At 48.6% G+C, this 13,850-nt stretch carries 13 protein-coding genes; 12 read left to right on the top strand and 1 reads right to left on the bottom strand.

The window, feature by feature from the left end:
- Positions 1-14: 14 nt before the first annotated feature.
- The 10 genes from AC51G0_RS20345 (at position 15) to arcC (ending at position 9,273) form a co-directional block, all read left to right on the top strand.
- On the top strand, positions 15-1,076 hold the full coding sequence (locus AC51G0_RS20345) for an NADH:ubiquinone reductase (Na(+)-transporting) subunit F (RefSeq protein WP_496303474.1): 1,062 nt from the start codon (positions 15-17) through the stop codon (positions 1,074-1,076).
- Positions 1,077-1,091: 15 nt separating this feature from the next.
- Positions 1,092-1,415: a 2Fe-2S iron-sulfur cluster-binding protein gene (locus tag AC51G0_RS20340; RefSeq protein WP_496303473.1), complete on the top strand. Its 324-nt coding sequence runs from the start codon at positions 1,092-1,094 to the stop codon at positions 1,413-1,415.
- Positions 1,416-1,445: 30 nt separating this feature from the next.
- Complete coding sequence (locus AC51G0_RS20335) at positions 1,446-2,369, top strand: catechol 2,3-dioxygenase (RefSeq protein WP_496303472.1); 924 nt, start codon at positions 1,446-1,448, stop codon at positions 2,367-2,369.
- 128 nt (positions 2,370-2,497) lie between these two features.
- On the top strand, positions 2,498-3,958 hold the full coding sequence (locus AC51G0_RS20330) for a 2-hydroxymuconic semialdehyde dehydrogenase (protein WP_496303470.1): 1,461 nt from the start codon (positions 2,498-2,500) through the stop codon (positions 3,956-3,958).
- Positions 3,959-4,023: 65 nt separating this feature from the next.
- The gene (dmpE, locus tag AC51G0_RS20325) at positions 4,024-4,809 is read left to right on the top strand and encodes a 2-oxopent-4-enoate hydratase (RefSeq protein WP_496303469.1); all 786 of its coding nucleotides are present in this window, start codon (positions 4,024-4,026) and stop codon (positions 4,807-4,809) included.
- A 14-nt stretch (positions 4,810-4,823) separates the two neighbouring features.
- Complete coding sequence (locus AC51G0_RS20320) at positions 4,824-5,735, top strand: acetaldehyde dehydrogenase (acetylating) (protein WP_496303468.1); 912 nt, start codon at positions 4,824-4,826, stop codon at positions 5,733-5,735.
- Positions 5,736-5,750: 15 nt separating this feature from the next.
- The gene (dmpG, locus tag AC51G0_RS20315) at positions 5,751-6,779 is read left to right on the top strand and encodes a 4-hydroxy-2-oxovalerate aldolase (protein ID WP_496303467.1); all 1,029 of its coding nucleotides are present in this window, start codon (positions 5,751-5,753) and stop codon (positions 6,777-6,779) included.
- On the top strand, positions 6,779-7,570 hold the full coding sequence (gene dmpH / locus AC51G0_RS20310; protein WP_496303466.1) for a 2-oxo-3-hexenedioate decarboxylase: 792 nt from the start codon (positions 6,779-6,781) through the stop codon (positions 7,568-7,570). Before dmpG ends, dmpH begins: the two co-directional genes overlap by 1 nt.
- 78 nt (positions 7,571-7,648) lie before the next feature.
- Positions 7,649-7,840 (top strand): 2-hydroxymuconate tautomerase, encoded by a 192-nt coding sequence (gene thmT / locus AC51G0_RS20305; protein WP_496303465.1) that lies wholly within the window; start codon positions 7,649-7,651, stop codon positions 7,838-7,840.
- A gap of 503 nt (positions 7,841-8,343) precedes the next feature.
- Complete coding sequence (gene arcC / locus AC51G0_RS20300; protein WP_496303464.1) at positions 8,344-9,273, top strand: carbamate kinase; 930 nt, start codon at positions 8,344-8,346, stop codon at positions 9,271-9,273.
- Between the two features lie 132 nt (positions 9,274-9,405).
- Here the strand turns inward: arcC and AC51G0_RS20295 are convergent, their stop codons facing one another.
- Positions 9,406-10,257, bottom strand: coding sequence for a hypothetical protein (locus AC51G0_RS20295; RefSeq protein ID WP_496303463.1), 852 nt, complete (start codon positions 10,255-10,257; stop codon positions 9,406-9,408).
- 523 nt (positions 10,258-10,780) lie between these two features.
- On the opposite strand from AC51G0_RS20295, the gene AC51G0_RS20290 reads away from it, so the two are divergent.
- Both AC51G0_RS20290 and fdhF read left to right on the top strand, forming a co-directional pair.
- On the top strand, positions 10,781-11,623 hold the full coding sequence (locus AC51G0_RS20290; RefSeq protein WP_496303462.1) for a formate/nitrite transporter family protein: 843 nt from the start codon (positions 10,781-10,783) through the stop codon (positions 11,621-11,623).
- Between the two features lie 130 nt (positions 11,624-11,753).
- On the top strand, positions 11,754-13,850 hold the full coding sequence (fdhF, locus tag AC51G0_RS20285) for a formate dehydrogenase subunit alpha (RefSeq protein ID WP_496303461.1): 2,097 nt from the start codon (positions 11,754-11,756) through the stop codon (positions 13,848-13,850).

The raw sequence follows: 13,850 nt of genomic DNA, 5'->3' as shown, positions 1-13,850 counted from the left end.
AGGAGGCTATCATCATGACATATGAAGTAACTGTAGAGCCAACAGGTGATGTGATTGAGGTTGATGAAGGCCAGACGATTCTGGACGCAGCCCAGCGCCAAGGTGTTTGGTTGCCGTTCGCCTGCGGCCATGGCACCTGCGGAACTTGCAAAGTGACCGTGACGGAAGGTGATGTTGATATCGGTGATGCATCCACGTTTGCACTGATGGATTCAGAACGCGATGAAGGTGTGGTGTTGGCATGCTGTGCCAAGCCCGAATCTGATCTCACTATCGAAGCGGAAATTGATGTTGATCCTGACTTTATGAGCCACCCTGTGTGTGACTTTGTCGGCACTGTTACTGAGATCTGCGATTTGTCGCCAACCATCAAGGGCTTTTTCTTGCAGTTGAATGACGATATCGCTTTTCAGGCTGGACAGTACGTCAACTTGCACATCCCTGGGGTAGAAGGAACACGTGCATTCTCAATCGCGAATAAGCCATCTGACAGCCGCATATTGGAACTGCATGTACGTATGGTTCCGGGTGGGGCGGGGACGACCTACTTGCACGAGCAGCTGCAGGTCGGAGATACCCTTGATATATCGGGCCCTTACGGTCAGTTCTTCAGCAGAAAATCTGATAGGCAAGATGCAATCTTCATCGCTGGTGGCTCAGGTCTTTCAAGTCCGCAGTCGATGATTTTGGATCTGCTGGAAGAGGGGGATCCCCGCAAGCTGTATCTGTTCCAGGGGGCGCGAAATGTTGATGAGCTCTATAACCGTGACATTTTCGAAAAGCTCGCGAAAGAGCATGAGAATTTCTTCTATATTCCGGCACTCAACGAACCGGAAGACGGTGACAACTGGGAAGGCTTCAAAGGCTTCGTCCATGAAGCGGCAATGGATTACTTCGGCAACCAGTTCAGCGGCCACAAAGCCTACCTGTGCGGCCCCCCTCCGATGATTGATGCATCGTTAACGGCACTAATGCAAGGGCGGTTGTTTGAGCGCGATATTCATATGGAGCGCTTTGTAACGGCAGCGGATGGCGCTAAAGAGCAAACGCGTTCTGCACTGTTTAAGCGAATTTGATGTTGGGGCCGCGTGATGATGGCGAACACAGTCGACACTGAAACAAGGTCATACCGCATTACCGTGGTGAACCGGGATCAATCATACCTGTGTCCGGAAGGCAAAACGCTGCTGGTGGGCATGGAGCTCAAAGGGGCGAAGTGTATTGAGGTCGGGTGTCGCGGCGGGGGATGCGGGATGTGCAAAATCCGTATTCTCGATGGCAAGTTTGAGAGCAAACGAATGAGTCGTTTGCACATCACGGAAGCGGAGCAGCAACAGGGTTTTGCTCTTTCCTGCCGTATCTTGCCACGTAGCGATATGGTGATCGAGTCGGATCATTTCAAGCTTGCACAATGATGGGTAAATCAGAAAAACAAGGACAGTAATATGAGAAAAGGTGTAATTCGTCCGGGGCACATTCAGCTCCGTGTTCTAGATATGAAAGAAGCGCTGGGACATTACCGTGATCTGCTCGGTTTAATTGAAGTGGAAACAGACAGCCAGGGACGGGTATATCTGAAAGGCTGGACTGAAGTGGATAAATTCTCCGTGGTATTGCGCGAAGCAGATACCCCGGGAATGGATTTCATGGGTTATAAGGTATTGAACGATGAAGTACTGGATCAGCTGCAACAGGAACTTGTTGAGTATGGCTGTAAGGTGGAAGAGATCCCGGCCCGTGAACTGAATGGCTGCGGCCGTAGGGTACGTTTTGATTCCCCGACAGGGCACATGTTCGAAATCTATGCTGAGAAAGAGCAGACCGGTAAGTGGGGACTTTCCCAGGTGAACCCGGAAGCCTGGCCACGTGATCTGACGGGTATGAAAGCCACCCGATTTGACCATTGCCTGCTGTATGGGCCGAATGTCGAAGGGAGCAGCGCATTATTCCGTGATGTATTGGGCTTTGATCTGGCTGAGCAGGTGATTGATCCTGAAGGCAATAAAGCGGCTGCATTTTTAACCTCAAGCATGAAAGCGCATGATGTGGCGTTCATTGAATGTCCTGATGCCGGTAAATTCCACCATGCCTCTTTCTATCTGGAAACCTGGGAAGACGTACTGCGCGCTGCAGACCTGATATCCATGACGGATACGTCTTTGGATATTGGCCCTACCCGCCATGGTTTGACTCACGGTAAAACCATCTACTTTTTTGATCCGTCAGGCAACCGTACTGAAGTCTTCTGCGGTGGTGACTACCACTACCCGGATCATGAGCCTGTTACCTGGACAACTGAACAGTTGGGTAAGGCTATTTTCTACCACGATCGTCAGCTTAACGAGCGTTTCCTCACTGCCTTGACCTAAGCAATATTTGTTGGCTTTCCGTGCTGGCGTGAGCCAGCACAGGGATCAGTGCGCCTGTTAAACAGTGTTTTGCACAACTTGCATAAATATATAGGCCCCTGAGATCGTCACCTGAATGAGAGTAAAGAATGAAAGAATTTAAGAACTTTATTAATGGAGAGTTCACGGCAACTGTCAGCGGTAAAACCTTTGACAACCGTAACCCTGTTGATAACAGCCTGATTGGTGTGGTTCACGAAGCTGGTGAGCCGGAGGTGGCAGCGGCTGTTGCAGCGGCTAAAACTGCGATGAACGGGCCATGGGGGAAAATGACACAAGCAGAGCGTATCAAGCTGCTAAATCGTGTGGCTGACCGTATCAATGAGCGTTTTGAAGAGTTTCTCGATGCCGAATGCAAAGATACCGGGAAACCTCGCTCGATGGCTTCCCACATTGATATTCCCCGTGGCGCTGCCAACTTCAAGGCTTTTTCAGAGACCTTGGCAAACCATCCGACCGAAGCGTTCAAGCTGGATACACCAGATGGAAAAAGCGCACTGAACTATGGCCATCGAAAGCCTAAAGGGGTGATTGCCGTTATCAGCCCGTGGAACCTGCCACTGTTGCTGATGACATGGAAAGTAGGGCCAGCACTGGCTTGCGGCAATACCGTTGTGGTTAAGCCGTCAGAAGAAACGCCTGCCACAGCAACCTTGCTGGGCGAAGTGATGAATGAATGTGGTGTCCCGCATGGCGTGTACAACGTTGTACATGGCTTTGGACCTGATTCTGCCGGTGCTTTCCTGACAGCCAACCCCGATGTTGATGCCATTACCTTTACCGGCGAAACCCGTACTGGTGAAGTGATTATGCGTGCCGCTTCGGTGGGGCTGCGCAACATTTCCCTAGAATGTGGCGGTAAGAACCCGGGTATTGTTTTTGCGGACTGCGATTTAGACAAAGCTATCGAAGGCACCATGCGTTCAGCATTCGTCAATTGCGGTCAGGTCTGCCTGGGGACTGAGCGAGTTTACGTTGAACGACCTATTTTCGATGAGTTTGTCCAGCGCCTCAAAGAAGGTGTCGAGGCGTTGAAACTCGGACGCCCGGAAGACTCGGATGTGGACTTTGGCCCCTTGGTCAGCCAGGAGCACAAAGAAAAAGTCCTTTCCTACTACAACTTGGCAGTTGAAGAAGGTGCCAATGTCGTGATCGGTGGCGGTGTGCCAGAGATGGGACCTGAGCTAAATGACGGTGCCTGGGTCGAGCCAACTATCTGGACCGGACTGGCCGATGACGCCCGGGTGGTGACGGAAGAGATCTTTGGCCCTTGTTGTCATATCAGACCGTTTGATAGCGAAGAGGAAGTGATCGAGCTGGCTAATAACACCAAATACGGTTTATCCGCGGCGGTGTGGACAGAAAATGCCTCTCGCGCCTGCCGGGTGGCGGAATCACTGGATGTCGGTATCGCGTGGGTGAATAGCTGGTTCCTGCGTGATCTTCGTACGGCTTTTGGTGGGGCAAAAGAGTCAGGGATTGGCCGCGAGGGCGGGGTGCACGGACTGGAGTTTTATACCGAGCTCAAAAACGTCTGCATCAAGTTATGAGTGGAACCCAAAGTACTCCAGTACGCAGCCATGTGTGCTGTCACTAAAGGAAGAGTGTAACGATTATGAATCAAGAACAAATTATTCAGTGCGGCGACGAATTGTTTGACGCCCTAACCCAGCTCCGCACCTTGCGTCCATTAACTGAGCGTTTTGACAACATCACAATTGAAGATGCTTACCACATTTCGCTGCGTATGCTGGACCGCCGTGTGGAAGCCGGAGAAAAAGTGATTGGCAAGAAAATTGGCGTCACATCCAAAGCGGTACAAAGCATGCTGAACGTACATCAGCCTGATTTTGGATACCTGACAGACAAAATGGCTTACAGCCAGGGGCAGGAAATGCCAATTAGCGAACACCTGATACAGCCTAAGGCAGAAGGTGAAATCGCTTTTATCCTGAAAAAAGATCTGATGGGGCCGGGAGTCACGAATGCTGATGTATTGGCAGCAACCGACTGTGTGATCCCATGTTTCGAAGTGGTCGATTCCCGTATCGAAAACTGGCAAATCAAAATTCAGGATACCGTGGCGGATAACGCCTCCTGCGGCCTGTTTATATTGGGCGATAAAGCCGTCGATCCGCGCAAAGTTGATCTGGCTACCTGCGGCATGGTGGTAGAGAAAAACGGTTCGGTGATCTCAACCGGGGCGGGAGCCGCAGCGCTTGGTAGCCCGGTAAACAGCGTGGCCTGGTTGGCAAATACGCTGGGAGAGTTCGGTATTCCATTGAAAGCCGGCGAAGTGATCCTGTCAGGCTCGCTGGTGCCGCTGGAACCCGTACAGGCTGGTGATTTTATGAGTGTCAGCATCGGTGGCATGGGTTCTGCGTCTGTGCGTTTTGTTTAGAGGGTGGTCGAATTATGAGTAAGAAATTAAAAGCGGCGATTATTGGGCCGGGCAATATCGGGACCGATCTACTGCTCAAAATGTTTCGCTCCGAATGGATTGAGCCTGTCTGGATGGTGGGTATCGACCCGGAGTCTGATGGTCTGAAACGCGCCCGCGAGATGGGCATAAAAACCACGGCGGAAGGGGTAGATGGCCTGCTGCCACACGTGGTTGAAGATGATATTCGCATTGCGTTCGATGCTACCTCTGCCTACGTCCATGCCGAGAATAGCCGTAAGCTCAACGAGCTGGGTGTGATTATGGTGGATTTAACCCCTGCCGCGATCGGCCCTTACTGTGTACCGCCTGTTAATCTGGCAAAGCACGCCAAAGAGCTGGAGATGAACGTCAACATGGTGACCTGTGGTGGCCAGGCAACGATCCCGATGGTCGCAGCTATTTCCCAGGTGCAGGCCGTTGAATACGGCGAGATCATCGCCACCGTTTCTTCTCGCTCTGCCGGGCCAGGTACACGTAAGAATATCGATGAGTTTACCCGGACGACGGCCAGTGCGGTTGAAAAGGTCGGCGGTGCCGAAACAGGTAAAGCCATCATCATCATTAACCCTGCCGAGCCGCCATTGATGATGCGAGATACCGTGCACTGTCTGACTAAAGACACCCCCGATCAGGAAGCGATCACGGCATCTGTGCACAAGATGGTCAAAGAGGTGCAGAAGTATGTACCGGGTTATCGCCTGGTTAATGGCCCGGTGTTTGATGGCAACCGTGTTTCAGTGTTTATGGAAGTGGAAGGCTTAGGTGATTATCTGCCGAAATACGCCGGTAACCTGGACATCATGACTGCCGCGGGTCTGCGTACCGCCGAGATGTTTGCAGAAGAAGCCTATAACGATGCTATTCAGTTACCTAATCGCGCATAAGTTGAGGAAGAAAACATGAATTTGAAAGGAAATAAAGTCGTCCTCCACGACATGAGTCTGCGTGATGGTATGCACGCCAAACGTCACCAGATCTCGCTGGATCAGATGGTGGATATCGCGACAGGACTGGATGAAGCGGGTGTTCCGCTGATTGAAGTTACCCACGGAGATGGTCTGGGCGGCAGCTCTGTAAACTACGGCTTTCCGGCTCATTCCGATGAAGAGTACTTGGATGCTGTTATTCCTAAGATGAAGAATGCCAAGGTTTCCGCACTCTTGTTACCGGGTATCGGCACCGTTGATCACCTGCGTATGGCTAAAGATTTCGGTGTGAATACCATCCGCGTTGCTACCCACTGTACCGAAGCCGATGTTTCTGAACAGCATATTGGTCTTGCTGCCAAGTTGGGGATGGACACTGTAGGCTTTTTGATGATGGCGCATATGGCCACGCCGGAGCAAATCCTGCAACAGGCAAAACTCATGGAGTCCTACGGGGCTAACTGTATCTATTGTACGGATTCAGCGGGTTACATGTTGCCCGATGAGGTGAGTGAGAAAATTGGCCTGTTGCGCTCCGAGTTGAGCCCAACCACCGAGATTGGCTTTCATGGTCACCACAATATGGGGATGGCGATTGCAAACTCTCTGGCTGCCGTTGAAGCCGGTGCACTCCGCATTGACGGCTCAGTAGCAGGTTTAGGAGCAGGTGCAGGTAACACGCCATTGGAAGTCTTTGTTGCGGTGCTGGAACGTATGCAAGCAGATCACGGAATCGATCTCTATAAAATCATGGACGTAGCAGAAGATCTTGTTGTGCCAATGATGGATCAGCCTATTCGTGTCGACCGTGATGCACTGACATTGGGATATGCCGGTGTCTATAGTTCGTTCCTGTTGTTCGCCAAGCGTGCGGAAGCCAAATATGGCATTCAGGCGCGTGATCTGCTGGTAGAGCTAGGACGCCGCGGTACTGTCGGCGGTCAGGAAGACATGATTGAAGATCTTGCATTAACAATGGCTAAAGAAAAAGGACTGATCTGATGGGCAACTTAACAAAACAACAAATCAATGAACTGGCGGCCCACCTGGAAAGTGCAGAGCTGGGGGCCTATGAAGTCACTAAGATAACGAACGACTTCCCGAATATGACTTACGATGATGCTTTCGATATTCAGTGGGAAATTCGCCGCCGCAAAGAAGAGCGCGGAAACAAAATTGTCGGGATGAAAATGGGTCTGACATCTTGGGCGAAGATGTCTCAAATGGGGGTTGAGCATCCGTGTTACGGTTTTCTTGCTGATTACTTTTCTATCCCCGAAGGGGGAGAAATTAGGCATGACGAACTGATCCACCCCAAGATAGAAGCTGAATTGGCTTTTGTTACCAAAGCGCCGCTTAAAGGCCCCGGTATTCATATTGGTGATGTACTGCGTGCAACAGACTTTGTGATGCCTGCGATTGAAGTGATCGATTCCCGTTACCAGGATTTTAAGTTTGATCTGAAAAGTGTGATTGCAGATAACTCTTCTTCGTCTCGCTTTATTACCGGTGGCCGTATGGCTGATGTGGCAGACCTGGATCTAAAGACACTGGGTGTGGTTATGGAAGTGAACGGTGAAGTGGTTGAACTTGGTGCTGGGGCTGCGGTGTTGGGGCATCCGGCCGCCTCTGTAGCAATGCTGGCTAATATGCTGGGTGAGCGAGGGGAAGAGCTGCCAGCAGGCTCCTTTGTCATGATTGGTGCGATCACGGCTGCTGTACAGGTCAATAAAGGCGACTCCTTCTGCGTCCATTACCAGGATTTGGGCTCCATTTCCGGTAAGTTTGTCTAAACGCTTTTTCGTTGTGACGACTGGTAAGTGTTTCAAGTCATCTAAATGATGGATAGCTGATTTAATTAGGAAATCTAAATGCCAATTGCACAGATAAATATTATGGAAGGGCGTACGGACGAGCAAAAAGAAATGCTTATTCGTAATGTCACGACGGCGATAATGGAATCGCTTGATGCCCCTGAGGCGAGTGTGAGGGTCTTGATCAATGAGATGCCGAAAGCTAATTTTGGCATCGCTGGTCAGTCCGCACTTAAGCTGGGTCGCTAGGCTATTGCTTCTATAGTCAACTATATTGAGTAACCGAAAAGGCCAGAGTATTTCTGGCCTTTTTTTGTCCCCAAGGGCATAAAGCGGCTACTCCGTTATGTTCCTGCTCTATTTTGACTGAGCTTATTGTGACCGATGCGGCATAATTGAACTAAACATCGAAGAATAAGGGATTAAATTGCTGAGATAATATTCACTATTGACGAATCATTTGAAAAAAAAACACCGACACAGCCAGATTATTGGCATATTTACGGATAATTACTCGTATAGTGAATAACTGCTCTATGTAGTAACCACTTCTAGTGAAATAATAGTTTGATACTTATCACATTCACTATAAATGTTTTCACTTATTATAGCCTCACTTTCATTACTTCTTATTGAAAGAACATAAAGGGCCAACAATAGGCCTTGTCATTATTAATTAATAGCATCTGTTATTAATCGAGATACAAAAACAAAATAATAACTCCATAAAATAATATAGGAGATACGATCATATGCGTATAGTATTAGCACTAGGCGGTAACGCACTTCTCGCTCGTGGCCAAGCTTTAACAGCTGAAAACCAACGTGAAAATATTAAAAAATCAGCGGCAAGTATTGCGGCTATTGCGAAAGAACATGAGATTGTTGTTGTTCATGGTAATGGACCGCAAGTTGGTTTATTAATGGAGCAGAATGCGGCTTATCAGGAATACTCGCCAGAGACAACGCCTTATCCAATGGATGTTTTAGGTTCTCAAACTTGCGGTATGGTTGGTTACATGCTGCAACAGGAACTGAGAAATATCGATCGTTCTCTTAATATTGCGACTTTAGTGACTCAAACTGAAGTGAGCAAAGAAGATCCTGCATTTACTAATCCAACTAAGTTTGTTGGCCCTGTATATACAGCAGAACGTGCCAAAGAGATCATGGCAGAATCATCAATGCAATTTAAAGCTGATGGTGATTACTATCGTCGTGTCGTGCCATCTCCAATGCCGAAAGATATTGTGGAACTGCCACAAATAGAAACATTGCTGAAAGCGGGTAACTTGGTTATTGCGTGTGGTGGTGGCGGTGTGCCGGTTTGTTTTGAAGATAATCAAAGCACTGGTGTTGAATGTGTTATTGATAAAGATCTGACCGCAGAGCTTCTAGCTGAGAAAATTGATGCGGATTTGTTTATTATCCTGACCGACGGTTCTATTTATCGTAATTACGGCAAAGAAGATCAAGCTGAAATGAAACAAGCGACGCCTGCAGGTTTAGCTGAGTTTAATTTCCCTGCCGGTTCAATGGGACCAAAAATTGAGGCAGTTTGTAAGTTTGTCGAAACAGGTCGTGGTAATTCTGCAATTGGTTCATTGTTTGATTTAGATAAGATCATTACAAATGAAGCTGGTACTTTGGTTACTCAAGGTGAAGGTGTTGTTTACTACTAATCACTGCCAGCTTGTTACTGCATGATGATTACTGTTTGCCCTTCATTGAAGGGCAAACAGTGATTGCATTGTTTTAAATTCAAAGATGTTGTCGTTATTAATAATACATTTTGCTTTAGCTTTTCTGTATAACTACCCGCATACAAACCATGAGTTTGCTGCCGCGGTAATATAAGCCATTCTGTGCCAGTCCAGCTGTTCTAGCGCTGGCGCCGTTCTGATGTCTCCCTTTAATTTCATAGTCGCGGCCACTTTTACCAAGCCTTTGCTTACGCTGTGCACTGTTCCTTGATAGGTATAGCCAATAGATGAGTCTTCGGGTTGGTTATACAGGCAGACAACTGAGCCGATATTGGTATAGATATACTGGCTTTCTTCATTCCAGAATTCCGTCGCTACTGGCTCTTTTTGTGGTTGGGACAGCAGCCCGAGCTCTGCAGGGGAAATCAGTTTTCGGTGGCTGGAGTAGGGTTGGTAGCCCAGTATTTTGGCGGCTTCATACCACTCTTCCGGGCTTGCTTCGGTATTTTCGATCACTTTTAAGGTCACAAACGGCCCATCGAGACAGAGATCAGCCCATAGCTCGGTACTCGATATCTTGGCATAGAAAATCGGGCGTTCATCGACGGTGTTGGGGTTATAGACACACCAGGTACCGGTATCTTGATGGAGTAGCTGGCCAATATTGGCATCGCAGACCCGTTTGGCCAACTGCTGGAACTCCAGTATATCGTTGCTAGCGCTTTGCGGGCTATTGGCGCAGTACCGGTAAGTGAAAGAAAAGGCACTTTTAGGATAAAACAGGCCTTTATCAACAACAGCACCATTGCTGCGCGTGTCATTGAGGGAGATAAAACTTTGGGTCGAGTCATGAAAACGGTATTCACTGGAGCTAAAGAATGAGTCCGATGTTGAACTACAACCTGCCAGTAATAGAGCTGCGATAGCACCGAGAACGAATAGCTGGAATTGGCGGACATGCATATACAACAATACCTGTAACCACTTTGCCGAATACCCATAAGTATATACCCAAGCTACCTCAAGATGCTTATTTCAGCGAGAATGACTGGGTTGGTAGGCAAGGCGCTGCTTTGAAAACATAGTCGTTCTACGTTAAAAAGCAGCAACACAGCATACTGGCCCAGTCAACTCGCCCTACGGGAGTGATTCAGCAAGCCCATTTCTGTGTCAAATGATGTTGAAAGGGGAAGCCATTCCTGCCGTCATTTTCCTTGAACTGGGCATGCTGTTATCACTCTGAATCCTGCATCCTGAGGTAGTTTGGGTATATAAGGTTAGCAGCAATTAAGAGCAAAAATCCGCAATGAAGAGTGGGCTGTATTATTTTTGCAAAAGACTGAGCAGGCTCTCAATATTGAGTACTAAGCTAACGCTCTGAAGCTGATATACAACTACACTGGTTTGTGCAGCCTCGAAGATTATTTAGGCATGTTACATTTATCCATTTCCATCCTAGTGCTCATATTGGTATTCAGGAGTTCGCATGGCTGACATTTATGGTTTCGATGCTTTTTCTCCCAAACAGATTGCAGAGAAAGTTGACAGCATCGGTGTGGTTAAAGCGCGTTTACCTCTGCTGTCTATGATCATGCTCGGCATTCTTGCCGGTGCTTTTATTGGCCTGGGTGCGCTTTATTTCGTATTGATCAAATCTGATCCCAGTTTTAGTTTTGCCACCGGGCAAGTGCTCGGAGGCTTGTCATTTTCATTAGGCCTTTTGCTGGTGGTTGTGGCTGGGGCTGAGCTGTTTACTGGCAATAATTTATTGGCAATGGCTTGGGCAGACAAGAAAATCACCACGTCGGAACTGATGAAGAATTGGATGGTTGTGTGTGGTGCTAATTTTATTGGTGCGACAGGACTTGCCGTGTTGGTTTACCTCTCGGGTCACACTGATCTGAATCAGGGAGCCATTGCCGAGCAGTACCTCAAGATCGCTGAGGCAAAGTGCAATTTACCATTCTGGACTGCCTTCTTTCGCGGGGTACTGTGTAATGTTCTGGTTTGTATGGCTGTCTGGATGGCACTAGCCGGACGTAGTGTGATTGATAAGGCTGTTGCAATCATTTTTCCTATTTCAGCCTTTGTGGCTGCTGGTTTCGAACACAGTATCGCAAATATGTACTTTATTCCTCTGGCGATGTTGCTTAAAGCGTTTTCTGATGGTGGGACTGCTGCTGAATCGGTTACTTTGCTCGGCTTTATCGGGAACTTGATCCCGGTGATTTTGGGCAATCTTGTTGGTGGCAGTGTGCTAGTTGGCTTCGTCTACCATGTTATCTACCAGCGTGGACAGGGTGTAACTACACCTGAGAGCAAAAAATAAATTTCAGACCGAGAACAAGAAACAAACCTGCAGTGAATTGCCTACTGTTTGGAAGGATATTCTCAGGCGAGATCCATCAGGATTTGATGCGGTTGCTATACTCAGTCCATTACTGGACATGTGCTGTGTAATGACTATGACTTCCTCGATTGTTAAAACCATTTGTCCGTTTTGCGGAGTGGGTTGTGGTATATGCCTGAAAGTTGATAAACAAGGGAAACTGACAGGTGTAGAACCGCAGGCTAATCACCCAATTAGTTGCGGTAAGCTATGTGAAAAGGGATGGAGTACAGCTTTTGCTATTCATCCTGACAACCGAATTACCCAACCTCTCAAACGAATCAAAGACCATTTTCAGCCGATAAGCTGGGATGAGGCACTCTCTACGATCAGTGAATCTTTACAGGACATTCTCGATGATACAGGTCCCAAGTCGGTTGGAGTGATCTCCAGTGCCCGTGCGACCAATGAAGATAATTATGCCGCGCAAAAGTTTGCTCGTGCCGTGCTGAAAACCAACAATGTGGATCACTGTGCACGGATCTGTCATAGCCCGACCGTTGCTGGGCTGAAGCAAACCCTGGGCTCCGGGGCGATGACTAACAGTGCCAAAGATATCTATTCGACTGATCTGATGGTGGTGATCGGGGCAGATCCGACAGAAAACCATAGCATTTTGGGGGGGCACATCATTGATGCCCACCGCAAGGGAACCCAGCTAATCGTTATTGACCCGAGGGTAACGCGATTGGCGAAAGTGGCCGACACGCATATCCAGCTTAAACCCGGTAGCAATATCGCCCTTATCAATGCCATGCTGCATGTCATTATTGAGCAGAAATGGCATAACTCAGCCTTTGTCGATCAGCGCTGTGAAGGCTTTGAGGCACTTGCCAACAATGTTGCTGCGATTACGCCGGAATCGGTCGAGTCGATTACGGGGGTTAGTGCCAAGCTTATTCGCCACGTTGCTAAAACCTATAGCCAGGCCAAGAGCGCAATGATTTTCTATGGTATGGGGATCACCCAGTTTGTCAGTGGTACCCAAAATGTTATTGCACTTGCTGATCTTGCTTTAGTTTGCGGCCAGATAGGCCGTCCGGGTACGGGCATTAATCCGCTACGGGGTCAAAATAATGTGCAGGGAGCCTGTGATATGGGCTGCTTGCCAAATGTGTATCCGGGCTATCAGGGAGCTGATGATCCCAGTGTTCAACAAAAGTTCTCCCAGAATTGGGGAGAAGACGTTGCCCAATCACCGGGCTTAACCTCGTTAGGAATGACCAAAGGGACATTGGAGGGGGATTTTCGAGGATTGATCCTGTTTGGTGAAGATCCTGTGGTGACAGATCCGGATCAAAATCATGTTAGGGCTGCGCTCAAGGCTCTGGATCTGCTGGTGGTGGCCGAGCTGACAATGACAGAAACGGCCAAGTTGGCCGATATTATTTTGCCCGCAGCCTCCTTTGCCGAGAAAGAGGGCACTTTTACTAACTGCGAGCGACGTGTCCAACGGATATCACAGGTACTGGATCCTCCTGGTACAGCCATGGGGGATTGGCAATGGCTTAAAGCCTTGGCAGAAAAGTTGGGGAGCAAGCAGTTGAGCTGGACAAGCAGCGAGCAGGTCTTTGATGAAATGGCATCGCTGACACCTGCTTATCAAGGAATGACATACAGCGAGCTAAAGAGACGGCAAGGGTTGCAATGGCCCTGTAATGCCGATGCGCCGAATGGAACTGAAATATTGCACCGTGATAGTTTTCCTATTGGCAAGGCGAAGTTGATGCCAGTTCATTTCACCGAAATTGATGAACCTGCCGATGAACAATATCCCTTATTGTTGACGACCAATCGCCTGCATTTTCACTATGGCTGTGGCTCGATGACTCGAAAATCACCGCTATTGGAAAGGGAGATCCCAGCGGGCGTGTTGTTTATTAACCCCGAAGATGCCAAGGCACTTCAGCTCCAGCGGTACTCACCAATAGGTGTCCGCTCCCGTCGTGGGTATATAGAGACCCGGGCGATGATCACCGATGATGTACCGCCAGGTTTGGTCAGCATGCCTTATCACTTCAAAGAGGCACCTTCAAACCAGCTGACCAATACCGCGCAGGATCCAATCACCAAAATGCCAGAGCTGAAAGCCTGCGCTGTGTCGGTATTTCCGCTGCCACCGGGTCAAGTCCCTAAAGATGTTCAGCACCTATGGGAGGAACATTAA

The organism is Photobacterium sp. HL06 (assembly GCF_059552575.1).
This window is presented reverse-complemented; position numbering and strand designations above follow the sequence as displayed.